Raw genomic sequence first — 18,416 nt, 5'->3', positions numbered from 1 at the left:
TAGGAATCAAAATCACAGCACTCCGTGAGGCCAAGAAATGGCGATACGCCCGTACTGGACCGGTCAAATCCAGATCTCGCTCGTTCAATTCGGCGTCAAGCTCTACGTCGCGACCGAAGCCAAGAGCGAAATCCGCTTCCATCAGATCTCCCGCAAGACCGGCGAACGTGTCCGCCACCAGAAGGTTCTCGCCTCCGCGGTGGACAATCCGTCCGAGGAAAGCGAGTCCCCCGCCGCCGTTGTCGAAAAGGACGAGATCGTCAAGGGCTACGAGTACCGCAAGGGCGAATACATCACCATCGAGCCCAAAGAGCTCGAGCAGCTTCGCGTCCCCTCCAAGCACACCATGGAGATCACCCAGTTCGTCGACGAGAGCGACATCGACCCCGAGTTCTTCGAGAAGCCCTACTTCGTCACACCCGAAAACGACGCCCAGGCACAAGCCTTCGCCGTAGTCCGTCAGGCTCTCAAGGAGACGAAGAAGGTCGCCCTCACCAAGATCGCCTTCTCCGGCCGCGAGCACGTCGTCGCTCTCACCCCCACGCAGGACGACTCTCTCGGCGGCATGATGGCCTACACCATGCGCTACGCCCAGGAACTCCGCGACCCCAAAGAGTACTTCCGCGACATCAAGAAGCCCGACGTCGACGAGGATTCCCTCGGCCTCGCCAAGGAACTCATCAAGCGCAAAGCCGCGAAGTTTGACCCAACTAAGTTCGTCGACGGCTACGAAGTCGCTCTAAAGGAACTCGTAGAAGCCAAGATCGAACACGCCCCCATCCCCAAGGACGAAGCCCCCGCTCCGCAGCGCGGCAAGGTCATCAACCTCATGGACGCCCTGCGCAAGTCGGTCAGCAGCGTCAAGGCCGACGACCTCGTATTGGAGTCGCCTGCTCCCGTCGCCTCAAAGAAGAAGTCCCCAGCGAAGGCCGAAGCAAAGAAAGGCATCACCCTCGTCAAGTCAGAGGAGGCCGACAAGCCTGAGACCAAGCCGACGAAGCCTGCGAGCCGCCGCAAGTCCGCCTGACAATGACGACTGCGAAAAAGGTCGCGAAGAAAGCCAGTACGGCGAAGGCTGCAAAGACAGTCGCCAAAGCTACTCCTTCCGACGCCGTCGACGAGCAGCTCGCCCGCTACCGCTCCATGCGCGACTTCGGCATCACCGCCGAGCCCTCCGGGGCCTCCACTGCCGGGCAACAAGCCGGCGAAAAAGTCCGCTCCATGCAATGGCCGTTTGTGATCCAGAAGCACGCCGCCAGCCACCTCCACTACGATTTCCGCCTCGGCTGGAACGGCGTCCTCAAATCCTGGGCCTGCGCCAAGGGCCCGTCCTACAACGTCAAGGACAAGCGCCTCGCCGTCCAGGTCGAAGACCATCCCATGGAATACGGCGGCTTCGAGGGCATCATCCCCGCCGGCCAGTACGGCGGGGGCACCGTCATGGTCTGGGACCAGGGCACCTGGGAACCACAGCCCGGCCACACCGACGTCGACGCCGCCCTGCGCGATGGCCAGATCAAGTTCATCATGCACGGCGCCAAGATCAAGGGGAAATGGGCCCTCATCCGCATGGGCGGCAAGGCCGCGACCGAGCGCAAACCCAACTGGCTCCTCATCAAGGAGCACGACGACTTCGAACGTCCCGACGGCCCATCCATCACCGACGAAGAGCCCGACTCCGTCGTCACCAACCGCACCATGGATCAGATCGCCCACAGCGAAGACCACGTCTGGAACTCCAAGGACACGCAATCCGGCCCCAAAGCCTGGTACCGCCAACCCTCCAAAGGCGAAGCCCCCACCCCTCAACCCGCACCAAAACTCGACCTGGCCGCCCTCCCAAAAGAAAACCAGCCCACCTTCCTCACCCCGCAGCTAGCCCAGCAATCTGAAAACGCCCCCGACGGCCCCGGCTGGCTCCACGAGCTAAAACTCGACGGCTACCGCATCCAGGCCCGCAAGTCCGGCACGAAGGTCCAGATGCTCACCCGCTCCGGCCTCGACTGGACCGCCCGCATCCCCTCGGTAGCCGCCGCCGTAGCCGCCCTCCCAACCGAAGACCTCACCCTCGACGGCGAAGTCGTCGTCCTCTCTCCCGACGGCACTACCAACTTCGCCGACCTCCAGGCCTCCTTCCAGGACGGAGCCAAGAATCCCCTCACCTACTTCGTCTTCGACCTCCTCCATGTCGAAGGCCGCGACCCACGAGCCCTGCCCCTCCGCGCCCGCAAAGCCCTCCTCGTCGACATCCTCACCCCCGCCGTCTCCGACCACCTCCAGCTCTCCGAGCACCTCGAATCCGGTGGCCCGCTCATGTTCAAGAAAGCCTGCGAACTCGGCGCCGAGGGCATCATCTCCAAGCGCGCCGAAGGCAAATACCAGAGCGGCCGCGCCAGCGACTGGCTCAAGATGAAATGCCTCCACGAGCAGGAGTTCGTCATCGGAGGCTTCACCCTCCCCTCGAACGGAAGCGGAGGCATCGGTGCCCTGCTCCTCGGCTATTACCGCGACAAGAAGCTCATCTACGCCGGCCGCAGCGGAACCGGCTTCACCCAGAAGTCCAGCAAGCAGATCCGCCAGCAGCTCGAACCTCTCCGCTCCGAAAAACCCGCCTTCGACTCAACCCCGGCCGAAGCTCGTCGCGGAGCCATCTGGGTCACCCCCACCCTCGTAGCCCAGGTCCGCTTCGCCACCTGGACCGCCGACCATCAGCTCCGCCAGGCCGCCTTCCTCGGCCTCCGCGAAGACAAGCCTGCAACCGAAGTCGTCAGGGAAACCTCCGCCCCCACCCCGAAGCGCGCAAAATCCTCCGCAACCCACAAAGCCCCTCAACCAAAAGCCGCCAAACTCCTCCCCGCGAAGCCCCTCGAGAAAGCCCCAGTCCGCCTCACGCACCCCGACAAGATCCTCGACCCCGAATCCAAGATCACGAAGCAACAGCTTGCCGATTACTTCTGGTCCGCCGCCCCCCGCATCCTCCCCCACATCGCCGACCGCCCCCTCACCCTCGTCCGCACCCCCGATGGCGTCTCCGGCGAAACCTTCTTCCAGAAGCACACCAGCAAGTCCTTCCCCAACCTCGGCTCCGTCGACATCCCCAACAAAAAGACCGGCGTTCCCGAGCCCTACATCACCCTCAACACGCCCGAACAACTAGCCTCCCTCGCCCAGATGTCCGTCCTCGAACTTCATCCCTGGGGCTCCCGCAACGAAGACCTCGAACACCCCGATCGCCTCGTCATCGATCTCGACCCCGACGAATCCCTCTCGTGGCCGACAGTCACCGCCGCCGCCCAGGAGGTCTGCGCCTACCTGCAAACCCTCGGCCTCGAATCTTTCGTCAAGACCACCGGCGGCAAGGGCCTCCACGTCGTCCTCGCCATCACCCCCGGCTACGACTGGCCCATCATCAAGGACTTCGCCCACGCCGTCGTCAACGCCCTCGAGCGCCAGAACCCCAGGCTTTACCTCACCAAGATGACCAAAGCCGCCCGCACCGGCAAGATCTACCTCGACTACCTCCGAAACGAGCGCGGAGCCACCGCCGTCGCCCCCTACAGCACCCGCGCGCGTCCCGGCGTCGGCATCGCCGTCCCTCTCGACTGGTCCGAACTAGGCGGCGAGACCCGCCCCATCTTCCGCCTCGCCACCTTCCCTGAATGGGGTGGCCGCCTCGAGTCCACTGACCCCTGGAAGTCCCTCGGCGTGAAGAAACAAAGCATTACGCCCGACACCCTCAAGGCCGTCGGGATGAAATCTCGCTAACGCTGAAATACTCCGCCAATCCCTCCGCGAGACTGGCAAAGGTCGCCTCCCGAGCCTCAAGATCCACCCCCCACCCCAGCTCCCGCAAAGTCCCCGAAGTAATCGGCCCAATCGAACCCCGCACTACCTCTCGCGGCAACTCCACTCCCGCCGCCTCCAATAGCCTCCTCAGGTTTCCCGCGGTCGACGAACTGGTAAAAGTAATCGCATCTGGATACTGGCCTGCATCCCCAAAAATCTTCCGCAACGTCGTCACGGAAGCCTCCGGAGCTACCGTCCGGTATGCCTCGGCAATCGTCACCTCGACGTCAGCTTCCCGCAGCGCGCTGACCAAGTAATCCCGCCCCACCGCCGCCCTCACCAGCAAAACTTTCGCCCCCGCCCCCACCACCAGCAGCATCTCGACCGCAAGTGCCTCCGCCACGGCAACCTCCGGCACCAGGTCCACTCGCAGCCCCGCATCCCGCGCAACCCGCGCCGTAGCCCCACCAATCACCGCAACCCGTGCAGGCTCCAACCCCGCACCCAGGTGATTCCTGCGCTCAACAAAAACCTTCACCGCATTCGCACTTGTAAACACCACCCAATCAAAGCCTTCCACTTCCCCGATAGCAGCATCCAGCCCCGCATACGACTCCGGCGGAACAAGTTCGATCGTAGGAATCAAGATCGCTGTCCCGCCCAGCGCCTCCACCCGCGCTGCCAGTTCGGAAGCCTGGTGGCGGCTCCGCGTAATCACAATCCGTCGATGGGCAAGTGGTAGCATCGGGCCGAACCCCAGTCTATCCGTAAGCGATAAAGCTCAAAACTGCATCTCACCCTGTGCGCCCGCTGACTTCTACAATAGGAAGAGCGCGAGAACATCCGGGACACCCAACGGGTCTCGCCGTACAACCAGGAAGCGACCTAAGAGGCCCAGTGACGAAGAGCGGACTACGAGATTGGTTGCTGGCAGATATCCTTCTGCCCAAGGGAGTTCACAGCGAACCCGAATCCGTCCACACTTGGTGGCGCGTCATGTGCCTCACTGGTGTCGACTACTTCTCTACCCTCGGTTACCAGCCTGGCATCGCCTTCCTCGCCGCCGGCCTCCTCAGCCCCATCGCCACCCTCGTTCTCGTCCTCGTCACCCTCTTCGCCGCTCTCCCCTTGTACCGCCGCGTCGCTGGAGCCAGCCCTCACGGCCAGGGCAGCATCGCGATGCTGGAGCGCCTTTTCCCCCGCTGGGGAGGTAAGGTCTTCGTCCTCATCCTGCTCGGTTTCGCCACCACCGACTTCATCATCACCATGACGCTCTCGGCGGCCGATGCCGCCGCTCACTTCGTTCACAATCCCTTCGCCCCACACTGGCTCCAAAGCCAGATGCTCATCACCCTCCTCCTCCTCACCGCCCTCTCCGCCATCTTCCTTCGCGGCTTCAAGGAAGCCATCGGCATTGCCGTCGTCCTGGTCGGCATCTACCTTGCCCTCAATGCCGTCGTGACCACCGTAGCCCTGGGCGAAGTCCTCCGCCACCCTCATCTCATCCCCGAGTGGAAGCGTGCTCTCTTCGCCCAGCACCCCACCGTCCTCGGCATGATCGGCATTTCCCTGTTGCTCTTCCCCAAGCTCGCCCTCGGCCTCTCCGGCTTTGAAACAGGTGTCGCCGTCATGCCTCTCATCGCCGGCACGGACATCCGCCAGCGCATCCGCAACACTCGCAAGCTCCTCATGACCGCCGCCGTCATCATGAGCATCTTCCTCATGCTCACCAGCGTCGTCACCACGCTCCTCATCAAGCCCGAGCTCTTCGCTGAAAACGGTCCCGCCAACGGCCGCGCGATGGCCTATCTCGCCCACCAGTATCTCGGCAACGCCTTCGGCACGGTCTACGACGTCAGCACCATCCTCATCCTCGCCTTCGCCGGAGCCTCCGCCATGGCCGGCCTCCTCAACCTCATCCCACGCTACCTCCCACGCCTGGGCATGGCGCCCGAGTGGGCCCTCGCCTCGCGCCCTCTCGTCCTCGTCTTCATGGCCGTCGCCTTCTTCGTCACGTACATGTTCGACGCCGACGTCGACGCTCAGGGGGGAGCCTACGCCACCGGCGTCCTCGTCCTCATCACCTCCGCCGCCGTAGCCGTCGTCATCTCCCTCGGCAAGCGCAAACGCCGCTATGCCTACATGCTCATCACGGCGATCTTCATTTACACCACCGCCCTTAATATCTGGGAACGCCCTGAAGGCCTGAAGATCGCGTCCTTCTTCATCCTGACCATGATCTCCGTCTCTCTCGTCTCCCGCGCCATGCGCTCCACGGAACTCCGCATCATGTCCGTCGACCTCTCCGAAGGCGCCCTCGACATGCTCGCCGAGGACGAAGACCAGGTCATCCGCGTCATCGCCCGCAGACCCCAGAACGAAACCGCGGCAGACCTCGACCGCATCGAGCGCGCGGTCCGCAAGCGCTACGGTCTCGATCCCAGGGAGTCCGTCTACTTCTTCGAGGTCGAAAAGGGAGACGCCTCCGAATTCGACTGCACTCTCGTCGTCGACGGCGAGCGCCTCGGCAACAACAAGATTCTCAAGGCCCGCAGCCCGGTTGTCGCCAACTCCATCGCCGCCCTTCTCATCGAACTCGAGAGGCGCACCGGGAACGTCCCCCACGCGTACTTCAAGTGGAAGGACGGCAATCCAGTCGCCAATGCCTTCCGCTTCGTCTTCCTCGGCGAGGGCGACGCCGCTCCCCTCACGCACGAGGTTCTACGCCGAGCCGTAAAGGATCCGGATCACCTTCCCGTCATTCATGTAAGTTGAGCAGCAACAAACGAGTTCAAACAGAGGTCATGAACAACATGAAGAGAAATCGATTCATAGCCTTCGTGCTCTTGCTCATCGTCGCATCGTCAACGGCCGCCTGGGCTGCGCCAGAGGGCGTCGTTGGAAGCTGGCTCACCCTCTCCGGCGATGTCGTCACCGTGTCCACGTGCGCCAATGACGCCAGGCAACTCTGCTTTACCGTAGCCAGGGTAAGCCCCACCGCTCCCGGCACCACCGACGCCATGAACCCCGATGCCACCCTCCGCGATCGCCCGCTCTGCGGCCTCAGGATTGGCGACGGCTTCAAACCCGACAGCCCAACCACCGCGTCCGGCGGCCAGATCTACGACCCCATGTCCGGCAAGACCTACAGCGCCAAGATGGAGAGCAAGGGCGACACACTCAAGCTCCGAGGCTACATCGGCGTCCCCACCCTCGGTCGCACCGAAACCTGGACCCGCACCGCCACTCCCCCGCCTTGTAGCTGAATACCTCTGGAAATCCTCAACCCGCTTACCCAAAATCGAACCTCGGAAATGCTATACTCATCTTCGGATTGAGCATTTGTTCGTCATTGCCCTGCACCATAACAAGTGCAGGCGACTCCGAGCGGAGGTGGCGAAATTGGCAGACGCACTAGCTTGAGGTGCTAGCGCCGCAAGGCATAGGGGTTCAAGTCCCCTCCTCCGCACCAATCCAACATTTCAGGCCATCGCCCCAAGGGGTTGAGCCACAAGAGGTATCGAGCTTCCCCGATGGTCTACTTTCTCGTCTTCATCCACATCGTTGTCTGCCTCTTCCTCATTGGAGTTGTCCTTCTCCAGACGGGCAAGTCGGCCGATCTCGCCGGCGCCTTCGGCGGACAGGGTTCCCAGACTGCCTTCGGCCCGCGCGGAGCCTCGAATCTCCTCACCAAGCTCACCACCTACTCCGCCATCGTCTTCATGCTGACCTCCATCGGCCTCACCATCCTGCTCTCCCGCTCCGGCGGCGACCATTCGGTCCTCCAGGGCACGAAGACCACCCAGACGACCCCGGCCAAGAAGTAGTCAACCGTTCAGCAACCCCATGCGCAGGCCAAACGGCTTGCGCATTTTTCATGCTCGCCGCACCCGAAAGCAGGAAACGATCATGATCCACCAAATCCTCCCAGTCGGCCCTCTCCAGTGCAACTGCTCCATCCTCGGCGACGAGACTACACGCGAAGCCATGGTCATCGACCCCGGCGACGACATCCCCCGCATCCTCGCCATCCTCGCCCGTCACAGCCTTACCCTGAAGCAGATCGTCATCACCCACGCCCACATCGACCACATCGCCGGGGCCCAGCAACTCAAGCGCCTCACCGGAGCTCCCATCTTCTACAACCAGCTGGACCTCCCACTCGTCGAGATGATGGACATCCAGGCCGGCTGGCTGGGAATCGAGACCCCTGAAGTCCTCCCACCCGACGACCACCTCGCCGACAACCGCACCGTCTCCATCGCCGGCCTAACCGGAACCGTCATCCACACCCCCGGCCACACTCCCGGAAGCATCTGTCTCCACCTCCCCGCAGAAAACCTTCTCCTCGCCGGAGACACCCTCTTCGCCGGCTCCGTAGGCCGCACCGACCTGCCCGGCGGCGACGCCCGCACCCTAATCACCTCCATCCACGACCGCCTCCTCATCCTCCCCGACGCCACCCGCGTCATCCCCGGCCACGGCCCCTCCACCTCCATCGGAGCCGAGCGAGAGTCGAACCCGTTCCTCCAAGCCAAGCCATAACAACAACCTACCGCCACTCTCAAAACCAGAACCTTACCGGCACCTCAAAAGGTACTAACCCTCTCCCCCCAAAAAAGAAACCCGGGTGCCCCACCTTCGGCGCAACGCGCCTAAGGTGGGATCCCATACCGCCCAGCCGATAGTCCTAAGCCCGCCCCAGCAACCCCACTCCCCTCCTAAACTCCTCAGCCCCACCAATCAAACTCACCACCACCCGCCCCGCTCCCTCCAGCCCATAGAAGCTCCCCGGATGCACCACCACCCCAAGCTCCGCGAAAATCTCCTCCGCGCCCCCCAGCTTTCCCGGCAAAAGCAAGACCCCGCTCCACCCCGCAGCAACCGGCAGATACCCCAACCCCGACCCAGCCAGCACCCCAAGATTCTCCTGAACCCGCCCCCGAATCTGCCCCTGAATCGCCGCTCGCCTCGCCATCCACATCGGCAAAGCCCTCTGCGCCGGAGCCCCCATCGACAGAAACGTATCCGCAATCACCTCCAGCCGCCGCAGCGCCTCCTCCCGAGCCGCCATGGGCCCAAGCGTCACCACCCACCCCACCTTCATCTGCGGCAACCCCGCGACCTTACTCAATCCACTCAAAACAAACGTCAAACACTCAGCCTGCCCAACAGCAAAGCTGTCTTCCGCCTCGCCCACCGGATAATCCAGAAAAACCTCATCCACAATCAGCGCCAGCCCATACCGCGCACACATCTCTTCCAGCCGCGTCCTCTCTGCGGCGGAAGTCCAATGCCCCGTGGGATTCGCCGGATGCACCACAAGCACAGCCTTCGTCCGGGGCCCGATCCGCCTCTCCAGCTCCCCAAAATCGATCCACCACCCGTAGTCGTGGAAAAGCGGATATGTCCTGAGCCGCACATCCTCCAGATCCGCCAGAAAATCAAACAGCGGATACCCCGGCGACGCCACCAGCACCTCATCCCCCGCATCGCAAAGCAGCCGAAACAGGAACCCATACGCCTCGCTCGTCGAGGTCGTCATCAGCACCTGGTCGACGCCAACCTCAGCCCCATGATCCCGGTAGTAACCGCAGACCGCCTCCCGGGCCGATCGCATCCCCCTCGGATCCGCGTCGTAGACCATCGATCCCGGATCCCCAAGCGCTCCCAGGATCCCCTCAACGTCATAATCGAACCCACAAACCGTAGGGTTCGACACCGTTAGGTCACAAACGTCCCGCCCCGCCGCTCGCGCCTCCCGGATCGCCCCCGCAAACGCACTCTCCGACGTATCCCAACCAGTCCTCTTGGAAAACCCACGCATCCCCACATCCTAACCGCCTCGTATCCCCTACAATTGGCGCATCCATGGAAAGCATTCTCCCCATCCAGGCAGTCCTCTTCGATTACGGCATGGTTCTCTCCGGCCCCGCGGACCCCTCCGCCTGGGCTCGTATGCGCTCGCTCACCGGCCACGACGAAACCACCCTCCACCACGCCTACTGGGAACCACGCCACGACTACGACCGCGGAGCCCTCACCGGCCGCGAGTATTGGACCCAGGTTGCAGCCGCCGGTGAAAACCACACTGACCTCGCCTTCGACCAGCTGATCGATCACCTCATCGCCGCCGACACCGATCTCTGGACCCAGCCCAATCAGCCCATGATCGACTGGGCGCTCTCCCTGCAGAAAGCCGGCATACGCACCGGCATCCTCTCCAACCTCGGCGACGCCATGACCGAGGGGGTTCTCTCACGACACCCCTGGCTCAACGGCTTCTATCACCGCACCTTCTCCTACACCCTCGGCACCGCCAAGCCCGACCTCGCCATCTACGCCCACGCCGCCACCGGCCTCGAGACCCCACCCGAAAACATCCTCTTCATCGATGATCGCGAGGACAACATTGCCGCTGCCCAGGCTGCCGGCATGCAGACCCTCCGCTACACCACCCACACCGCCTTCGAGCAGGAGATGCACTCCCGTAGCCTCGATTCCCTCCTTCACCCGGAGATAAACGCTCACCCCTAACTGACCGTTCCATGGATTGAGAGCAGGCTGCACTCAGAGCAGCACCGCAGCCACAAGGCCATGATGAACCCCATGCGCCGCACCGTATCCCGATCCGTCGGCCTCGCCTTCTCGATCGTCCTGGCAAGCGCGTGCGCCCAGACCGCCCCGCAACACCTCGCGTTCGCCGGCCTTCGCACGGCCTCCAACCAGGGCCAGTTCAACGCCATCCAGGCCGACGCCTCCGGCAACCTCTACCTCCTCCTCGACCAGCACGACGGCGTCCGTCTCCTCAAGACCGACCCCACCGCAACCAATGTCCTCGCCGAAGCACACCTCGGCGCGCAGGGAGACGTGGGCCTCGCCCTCGCGCTCGACCCCGCCGGAAACCCGTACGTCGCCGGAACCACAACCTCCACCACCCTAGCCGGAACCCAGAACGCCGCGTTCCCCACCCGCGCCGACGCCTCCACCAACTCCTTCCTGGCCAGGTTCGATCCCGGGCTGAACACCACCTTTGTCACCTTCGCCGGAAGCGGCCGCCTCGCCGCGACAGGCCTGGCCGTCACCGCCGACGCCGCCTTCCTCACCGGAAGCCTCTTCGCCTCAACTCTCCCCGCCACCCCCAGCGCCTACCAGCCAATCCCAGCTCAGGGCAGCACCGAGAGCGGCTTCGTCGAACGCTTCTCCTCCGACGGCACCACTCTCGTCTACGCCACCTATCTAAGCGGCGCCAACGGAAATACCGCCCCCGGAGCCATCGCCGCCGACTCCTCTGATGACGCGTACATCGCCGGCTACACCACCTCCGCTGCCTTCCCAACCGCCGCCGCGCTCATCCCCACGTCCACTACCGCCTCGGGGTTCCTCACCAGACTCACCCCCACCGGCGATGCTCTCACCTTTTCCACCTACATTCCCGGCAACGGCATCGCCTCTATCGTCCTCGACCCGGCCACCCAGACCCTCCTCCTCACCGGAGCCATCTCGCTCTCTCAATTCCCCATAGCCACCGTCCAGACACCCCTGGTCAACACCCCCTATCAATCCCTGCTCCGCATCTCGCTCGATGGCTCAACCATCACCGCCTCCACGCTCCTCGCCCCCGGCACGCAATCCGTCGTCGTCCCCGGTCCAAACTCAACCGCATGGACCACCGGAACACTCACCTCGCCGCTCCTCCCCATCCCGCCGCTCTCGACGACCGGAACCGCCTTCGTCGCTCACATCACCGCCCAGGCCACCATCGACCAGACCGCCCGCTTCGGCGGCCTGCCCGCGACTAACCCAAACAACAGCTCAGCTCCCGTTACCCTCACCTCCCTCGCCCTCGACAGCATCGGCCAACCCTACCTCGCCGGCTCTTTCACCCCCACCACAAGCTCCGACCTCCTCGCCACCGAGCAGTACAACCTCTCCCTCACCGACCCTCAGCCGCCACTCCTCCCATCCTCTGTTGCCGACACCGGCCAAGCCCCCGGCACCTGCCAGGGAAGCCTCTGCACCGGCTCCGCAGCCTACCTCGCCCAGCTCGCGGCCACCGCTGCCCCAACCCTCGCCCTCTCCACCGGAGCCTCGCCCAACATTACCCTCCGCAACCTCGGCTGCCTCGCCGCCGCCAACCTCCACTTCACCACCACCGGCTACACCTTCGACACCAACTGCCCTGGAAGCCTTCCCCCCGGAACCGAGTGCGCCCTGTCCCTCACCGGACCGGGACCCGGCGTCCTAACCGCAATCGCCGACAACGCTCCCACCCAGACCGTCTTCCCCGGAGTCGTCCCCACCCCCACTCCCATCGTCTTCTCCCCCCACGAGCTCGACTTCGGCGTCCAGACCGCCTCCAGCGCCCCCATCCTCCGCACCCTCACCATCACCAACCTCAGTTCAACCCCCCAAACCTTCACCTCCATCCTCGACAGCACATCCACCACCTCGCCCTTCTCCGAGTCCTTCAGCGATTGCCCATCGCCAGTCCTGCTCATCGACAAAGTCCTCGCTCCCGACGCCACCTGCCACATCACCTTTGCCTTGGCCCTCAACTCCTCCACCCCCGACGGCCCCGTCACAGCAAACTGGACCGTCGCCGCCTCTGGCCATCACGACGTCCTCTTCACCGCTTTCGCCCAGTCCGCCGCCCTCACCCCATCCTCCACCACCATCGACTTCGGCACCCGCTACCCCCTCACCCCACACACCTCCCGCTACCTCTATCTCTCCAACAACTCCGATACCGCCATCTCCCACACCCCCGCCACCACGTCCACTCCCTTCACACTCACCGACCTCTGCCCCGCCACCCTCCCGCCTCACTCCGTCTGCCAGATCCAGCTCGACTACACTCCCCCCAACACCCCATCGAACGACGCCGCGACCCTCACCCTCGACCAGAACATCTCCGTCCTCGTCACCGGCCAAACCCTCCCCCAACCCACCTCCGGCTCCAATCCAACCACCAGCCTCACCGCTTCCCCCACCACCCTCACCTTCTCCACCGCCATCGCCATCACGGCCACCTCCGCACCCCAGCCCATCACCCTCACCAACACCGGCACAACCCCCTACCCCATCACCATCGGCGTCACCGGAGACTTCACCGACACCACCACCTGCCCCGCCTCGTTACCCGCCCAGGCCACCTGCACCGTCAATCTCACCTTCGCTCCCACCGCCCCCGGAACCCGCGGCGGACTCCTCACCATCGCCTCCACCTCCGGAGCCGCTCCCATCTACGTCGGCCTCACCGGCACCGCCACTCCCATTCTCCAAACCACCAACGGTGCCATCCCCTTCGGCACCCTCCCCATCACCGAATCCAGCGTCCAGTGGCTGAAGATCACCCACGCCTTCCAAACCCTCACCGCCACAACTGCCTCCCCCTACCAAACCATCCTCGTCGAAGACACCGGCTACGGCCACGGCAGCCCAGCCCCATCCGCCTTCTCCTCCACCGCCACCAGCACCTGCTTCAACTGCTATCTCGGCCTCCGCTTCTCCCCCACAACAACGGGCCCCCAACCCGGCACCCTCACCCTCTGGTCCACCGGCTCTCCCTCCTTAGTCCCCCTCACCGGAACCGCCACTCCTCTCACCGGCCTCATAGCCACCCCCGCCACCCAGGACTTCGGCACCATCCCCGTCAACAGCACAAGCCCACCCACCCTCATAGCCCTCACCAACTTAACCGCGGACTCCGTCACCCTGAGCCCCCCCACCATCGCCCCAGGCTTTTCGATCAGCCCAACCCCCACCGGCGGCCCAGCCTGCACCGGAACCCTGGCACCCTCCTCCACCTGCTTCACCAACATCGCCTTCTCACCCACCGCAACCGGCGCCACAACCGGCACCCTCACCTTCCAGTCCCCCACCGCGACCACCGCCGTCTCCCTCACCGGCACCGGCTCGCCGGACCCCGGCCTCTCCCTCAACCCAACCGCCCTCACCTTCCAGAACGTCCCCGGCCCCACCGCAACCCGGCAACTCCTCACCCTCACCAACACCAGCGCGAACGCCCTCACCATCGGCGTTCCCACAACATCCACCGCAAACTTCACCGCAACCACCACCTGCGCCACTCTCGCCCCCACCGCAACCTGCACCGTCACCGTCACCTACATCCCATCGAACGCCGAAGCAACCGCCGCCCTCCAGATCCCCGCCGGCTCCAGCACTTACACCATCCCTCTCACCGGCGCCTACACCAGCCAAAATGCCGGCCTCCAGCTTCTCCCCGCCCAGATAGATTTCGGCCCCGCCCCCACCGGCGCCCTCGCCGGCACTCGCACCATCACCCTCAACAACCTCACCTCCAAAACGGTCTCCGTAGCCCTCACCGTCCCCGCCCAGTTCGCCGTCACCGACGCGAACCCCTGCGCCACTCTCACCCCCAACGCCTCCTGCACCTTCAACGTCGATTCGATCCCCCTCACCACCGGCGACCCCACCGGAACCCTCTTCGCCACCGCCACCCCCACCGACGGCTCCTCACCCAGCACCACCCTCGCCTACCTCCAGTCCTACGGCCAAGCGCCCGACGACTCCATCCTCGCTGTCACAAGCCCCATCTCGTCCGGCACCGGCCTCATAGACTTCGGCCAGCTCAACTCCGGCCAAACCGCCACCACTACCCTCACCCTCACCAATCAATCCACGACTCAGCCCATCTCCATCCGCCGCATCACCAGCCAGCCTCCATTCCTTTCCACCACCACCTGCGGCCCGCCCCTCGGCCCAACCCAAACCTGCAACATCACCCTCACCTACGCCCCCATCAATCAAATTCCAACCGGCTCCCCCGTCGGCCCACCCTCCCAGGACATCGGCTCCCTCATCATCGAAAGCGACGCCGTCTCCAGCCCAAACCTCATTCCCCTCACCGGCCGAGCCTCTCCCATCTCGTTCGGCAATCTCTCCCAAACCCCAGTCCTGTCGAGCTATACCCTCACCCAGGGCTCCCTCACCTTCTTTACCACCGCCGTCGGAGAAATCTCCCCGCCCCAAACTGTCACCCTCACCAACACCGGAAACACCACCCTTCACCTCGGCACCCTCACTACCACCCCCGAGTTCCCCGTCACCACCACCTGCTCCCAGCCCATCGCTCCCGCCGCCACCTGCACCATCTCCCTCACCTTCATCCCGCAAGCCAACGGACCCCGCACCGCCGCCCTCGAAGTCGCCACCGACTCCGGCATCTCCCTTGACGTCCTCACCCTCTACGGAATAGCCTCCGCTCCGTCCCTTCTCCTGGCCCCGCTTTCTGTCGATTTCGGCACCATCCTCGTCGGCACTCCCTCCACCCAAACCGTCACCGTCACCAACAACGGTCTCGTTCCCGTCACCTTCACCGCCATCACACTCACCGGCGACTACGCCCAGACCAGCGATTGCCCCGCCCCCAACGCCACCCTTCCCACTAACTCCACCTGCACCATCCAGGTCACCTTCACCCCCACCGCCGCCGGCCCCCGTCCCGGCGTCCTGAGCGTCTCCACCTCAGCCTCAACCCTCCCCCTGACGGTCACCCTCACCGGCACAGGGACACTCACGCAACCCCAGATCGAGATCAACCCCACCACCCTCGACTTTGGCTCCATCCAGGTCGGCGCGTCCTCCACCAAAAGCGTCACCGTCACCAACACCGGCGAAATCCCCATCACCTTCGCCGCCATAACCCTCACCGGCGACTACACCCGGATAACCACCTGCCCAGCCCCCAACGGCACTCTCTCCCCAGGGGCCTCCTGCGCTGTGGAGATCGCCTTCACCCCAGCCGCCACCGGCACGCGCCCCGGAACCCTCACCGTAGCCACCTCCGCCTCCACCAGCCCCATCACGGTCACCCTCACCGGCATAGGCGCGGATGCAGGAACCCAGCCCCGGCTCCAGATCACCCCCACCGCTCTGGATTTCGGATCGATTCAGGTCGGCACCCCCTCAACCCAGTCCGTCACCATCACCAACCCCGGCATCGTACCCGTCACCTTCTACACCGCAAACCTCACCGGCGACTACACCCAGACCAACAACTGCCCTTCCCCCAACACTACCCTGCCCGCAGGAGACACCTGCACCTTCCAGCTCACCTTCACCCCCACCACCACCGGCCCCCGCCCCGGAACCCTCAGCATCTCAACCTCGACCGCCTCGCCCCTTACCGTCTCCCTCACCGGCATAGGCACGACCACAACCGCCCCGCCCCAGCCTCAAATCCAGGTCACCCCCACCACTCTCCAATTTGGCTTCATCCAGGTCGGCTCTTCTTCCACTCAAACCCTCACCGTCACCAACACCGGCCAGGTCTCCGTCACCTTTCTTAACATCGCCCCCGGCGGCGACTACACCCAGACCAACTCCTGCTCCAGCCTCGCACCAGCCGCCACCTGCACCATCCAGGTCACCTTCACCCCGACCGCCACCGCCGCCCGCCTTGGTGTAGTGGTCCTTTTTACCTCCGCCCCAATCGTTTCGATTCCCCTCTCCGGCACTGGCATTCAACCCCAGCTCCAGATCAGCCCGTCCTCTCTGAACTTCGGCTCCGTCCCCATCGGCTCCTCCGCCAACCTACCTGTCACCCTCGCCAATAACGCCACCGTGCCCATCTCACTCACCCTCGCCACTACCGGCGACTACTCCTCCAGCCCCTGCCCCGCCACCCTCGCTCCAGCCCAGGTCTGCACTCCCACCATCACCTTCACTCCCACCGCGTCAGGCACCCGCCCCGGCACCCTCGTCGTCAACGGCACAACGATCCCCCTCACCGGAACCGGCACCAACGCCACCCCGGGCACCCCCAGCTTCACCCTCACCATAGAAAACTCTCAATCCGCCATCGCCACCGTCACCCAGGGAGCCACCGCCACCTACGCCCTCACCGCCACACCCATCAACGGTTTCACCGGACCCGTCACCCTCGCCTGCGCCCCCGCAGCCCCAACCCCTAACGTCACCTGCGCCATCGCCCCCACATCCCTTACCCTTGCCGGCGCACCCCAAACCGCCGCCCTCACCCTCACCACCCTCACCAACCTCAACGCCGCCTACCTCCTGCCCCTCCTCCTTCTCTTCCGCAAAAAGACGCGCCCCCGCCCCCGCGCCATCTTCGCCACGCTGGCCCTTCTCCTCTTGTCATCCTGTGGCGGAGGCCCCGAACCCAACCTCCGCTACGCCGTCCCCGGCTCTTACCTCTTCACCGTCACCGCCACATCCACCACCGGCACGCCGATCACCCAGACGGTCACCGCCAGCCTCATCATCACCGCCCAGACGAGGCCTTAGCTGAACCCGATCCCACCAACACCTGCTCCACAATCTCAATCCCGAACCCCTGGAGCGCAGGCACATGCGTCACCGTATTCGTCAGCAGCCGGATCTTGTGAATGCCCAGATCCGACAAGATCTGCCCTCCCAGCCCAACCTGGCGTAGCGTCCTCTGTTCCCCACCCCGATTCTCGGAACAAACCACGATCTTCTCCCGCCCGCCGATCAGGCCGGCTCCCTTATCGATCCCGAACCCCGGCGTGCCGTTATGCAGATAAATCAATGCTCCCCGGCCAGCCTCCGCAATCCTGCGCAGCGATTCATCGATCACGGCATGCCCATTCCCAAGCGTCGTCCCAAACACGTCGGCTGCCAGGTTATGCGTATGCACCCTTACCGTCGCCACCTCGTCCCCCGCCACATCGCCATACACCAGCGCTACGTGCGACTCGCCCTCATCCACCTCGCTCGCATACGCGATCATCCGAAACTCCCCGTGCTCCGTAGGCAGCACACCCTCCGCCACCGCCCGTATCAAACGCTCATGCTGCAGCCGATACCGGATCAAATCAGCGACCGTCACCATCTTCAGCCCATGTTCCGCGCAGAACCCGACGAGATCCGGCACCCGGGCCATCGTGCCATCCTCGTTCATAATCTCGCAGATCACCCCCGCTGGAATCAGCCCCGCCATCCGCGCCAGGTCCACCGATGCCTCCGTCTGCCCCGCCCTCACCAGCACCCCACCCTTCCGCGCCCGCAGCGGAAACACGTGCCCAGGTCGGGCCAGGTCATGCGCCGTCGACCCCGGGTCGATCGCTACCCGCATCGTATGCGCCCTGTCCGCCGCCGAAATCCCCGTCGTCACCCCTTCCCGAGCCTCCACGCTCTCCGTGAACGCCGTTCCAAACCGCGACGTATTCTCCTGCGTCATCGGCCCCAGCCGGAGATAGTCGGCTCGCTCCTCTGTCAGAGTCAGGCAGATCAACCCACGCCCAAACCGTGCCATGAAGTTCACCGCCTCGGGTGTCACAAACTCCGCCGCCAGGGTCAGATCCCCTTCATTCTCCCGGTCCTCGTCATCGACGACCACTACCATTCGCCCGGCCTTGATCTCCGCAACCGCCTCAGTCACATCAGCGAACATAATCAACCCACTCCCTGGGCCATTCGGCCATCGTTGAACATTCCAATCATAGTCTTCGCCCTCGATCCGCATCGCCATCGCATCCTCGTTCGGACCTCCTGGAGCGCGTGCCATAACTTTCTTTCGTCATTTTCCTCAGCAAAAACGCATGTCAAGCCCCTGAATGCCGTAACTCCAACATTCAAAAAGGAAAAGTCGTTGTCCATTT

Annotated in this window: 11 protein-coding genes and 1 tRNA gene; 9 read left to right on the top strand and 3 right to left on the bottom strand. The window is 64.2% G+C overall.

What is annotated here, in order from left to right; translation table 11 throughout:
- Positions 1-37: 37 nt before the first annotated feature.
- Together ku and ligD are read left to right on the top strand one after the other, a co-directional pair.
- A complete protein-coding gene (gene ku / locus GRAN_RS13720; RefSeq protein ID WP_128913580.1) occupies positions 38-1,027 on the top strand; it encodes a non-homologous end joining protein Ku in 990 nt (329 codons plus the stop codon).
- Between the two features lie 2 nt (positions 1,028-1,029).
- On the top strand, positions 1,030-3,765 hold the full coding sequence (gene ligD / locus GRAN_RS13715) for a DNA ligase D (protein WP_128913579.1): 2,736 nt from the start codon (positions 1,030-1,032) through the stop codon (positions 3,763-3,765).
- Here ligD and GRAN_RS13710 read toward each other — a convergent pair.
- Positions 3,737-4,531 (bottom strand): uroporphyrinogen-III synthase, encoded by a 795-nt coding sequence (locus tag GRAN_RS13710; protein ID WP_128913578.1) that lies wholly within the window; start codon positions 4,529-4,531, stop codon positions 3,737-3,739. The genes ligD and GRAN_RS13710 overlap by 29 nt on opposite strands.
- 179 nt (positions 4,532-4,710) lie before the next feature.
- Between GRAN_RS13710 and GRAN_RS13705 the strand changes: the two genes are divergently transcribed.
- The 5 genes from GRAN_RS13705 (at position 4,711) to GRAN_RS13685 (ending at position 8,331) form a co-directional block, all read left to right on the top strand.
- Entirely contained in the window at positions 4,711-6,561 is a 1,851-nt protein-coding gene (locus tag GRAN_RS13705; RefSeq protein WP_241654576.1) for an APC family permease, read from the top strand.
- 38 nt (positions 6,562-6,599) lie between these two features.
- A complete protein-coding gene (locus GRAN_RS13700; RefSeq protein WP_161570973.1) occupies positions 6,600-7,052 on the top strand; it encodes a DUF2147 domain-containing protein in 453 nt (150 codons plus the stop codon).
- A 121-nt stretch (positions 7,053-7,173) separates the two neighbouring features.
- Positions 7,174-7,258, top strand: a tRNA-Leu gene (locus GRAN_RS13695).
- 61 nt (positions 7,259-7,319) lie between these two features.
- Positions 7,320-7,613 (top strand): preprotein translocase subunit SecG, encoded by a 294-nt coding sequence (gene secG / locus GRAN_RS13690; RefSeq protein WP_128913575.1) that lies wholly within the window; start codon positions 7,320-7,322, stop codon positions 7,611-7,613.
- A gap of 82 nt (positions 7,614-7,695) precedes the next feature.
- The gene (locus tag GRAN_RS13685; protein WP_128913574.1) at positions 7,696-8,331 is read left to right on the top strand and encodes an MBL fold metallo-hydrolase; all 636 of its coding nucleotides are present in this window, start codon (positions 7,696-7,698) and stop codon (positions 8,329-8,331) included.
- Between the two features lie 145 nt (positions 8,332-8,476).
- Here GRAN_RS13685 and GRAN_RS13680 read toward each other — a convergent pair whose 3' ends face one another.
- A complete protein-coding gene (locus GRAN_RS13680; protein ID WP_192898017.1) occupies positions 8,477-9,613 on the bottom strand; it encodes a pyridoxal phosphate-dependent aminotransferase in 1,137 nt (378 codons plus the stop codon).
- Positions 9,614-9,657: 44 nt separating this feature from the next.
- On the opposite strand from GRAN_RS13680, the gene GRAN_RS13675 reads away from it, so the two are divergent.
- Both GRAN_RS13675 and GRAN_RS26715 read left to right on the top strand, forming a co-directional pair.
- Positions 9,658-10,323 carry an HAD family hydrolase gene (locus tag GRAN_RS13675; protein WP_128913572.1) on the top strand — a complete coding sequence of 222 codons (666 nt, stop codon included), beginning with the start codon at positions 9,658-9,660 and terminating at the stop codon, positions 10,321-10,323.
- A 72-nt stretch (positions 10,324-10,395) separates the two neighbouring features.
- On the top strand, positions 10,396-17,079 hold the full coding sequence (locus tag GRAN_RS26715; RefSeq protein ID WP_161570972.1) for a choice-of-anchor D domain-containing protein: 6,684 nt from the start codon (positions 10,396-10,398) through the stop codon (positions 17,077-17,079).
- Here the strand turns inward: GRAN_RS26715 and ribB are convergent.
- Positions 17,057-18,208, bottom strand: a complete 1,152-nt coding sequence (gene ribB / locus GRAN_RS13665) for a 3,4-dihydroxy-2-butanone-4-phosphate synthase (RefSeq protein WP_128914195.1) — start codon at positions 18,206-18,208, stop codon at positions 17,057-17,059. The genes GRAN_RS26715 and ribB overlap by 23 nt on opposite strands.
- Between the last annotated feature and the right edge of the window lie 208 nt (positions 18,209-18,416).

It is taken from the genome of Granulicella sibirica (genome assembly GCF_004115155.1).
Classification (GTDB): domain Bacteria; phylum Acidobacteriota; class Terriglobia; order Terriglobales; family Acidobacteriaceae; genus Edaphobacter; species Edaphobacter sibiricus.
This window is presented reverse-complemented; position numbering and strand designations above follow the sequence as displayed.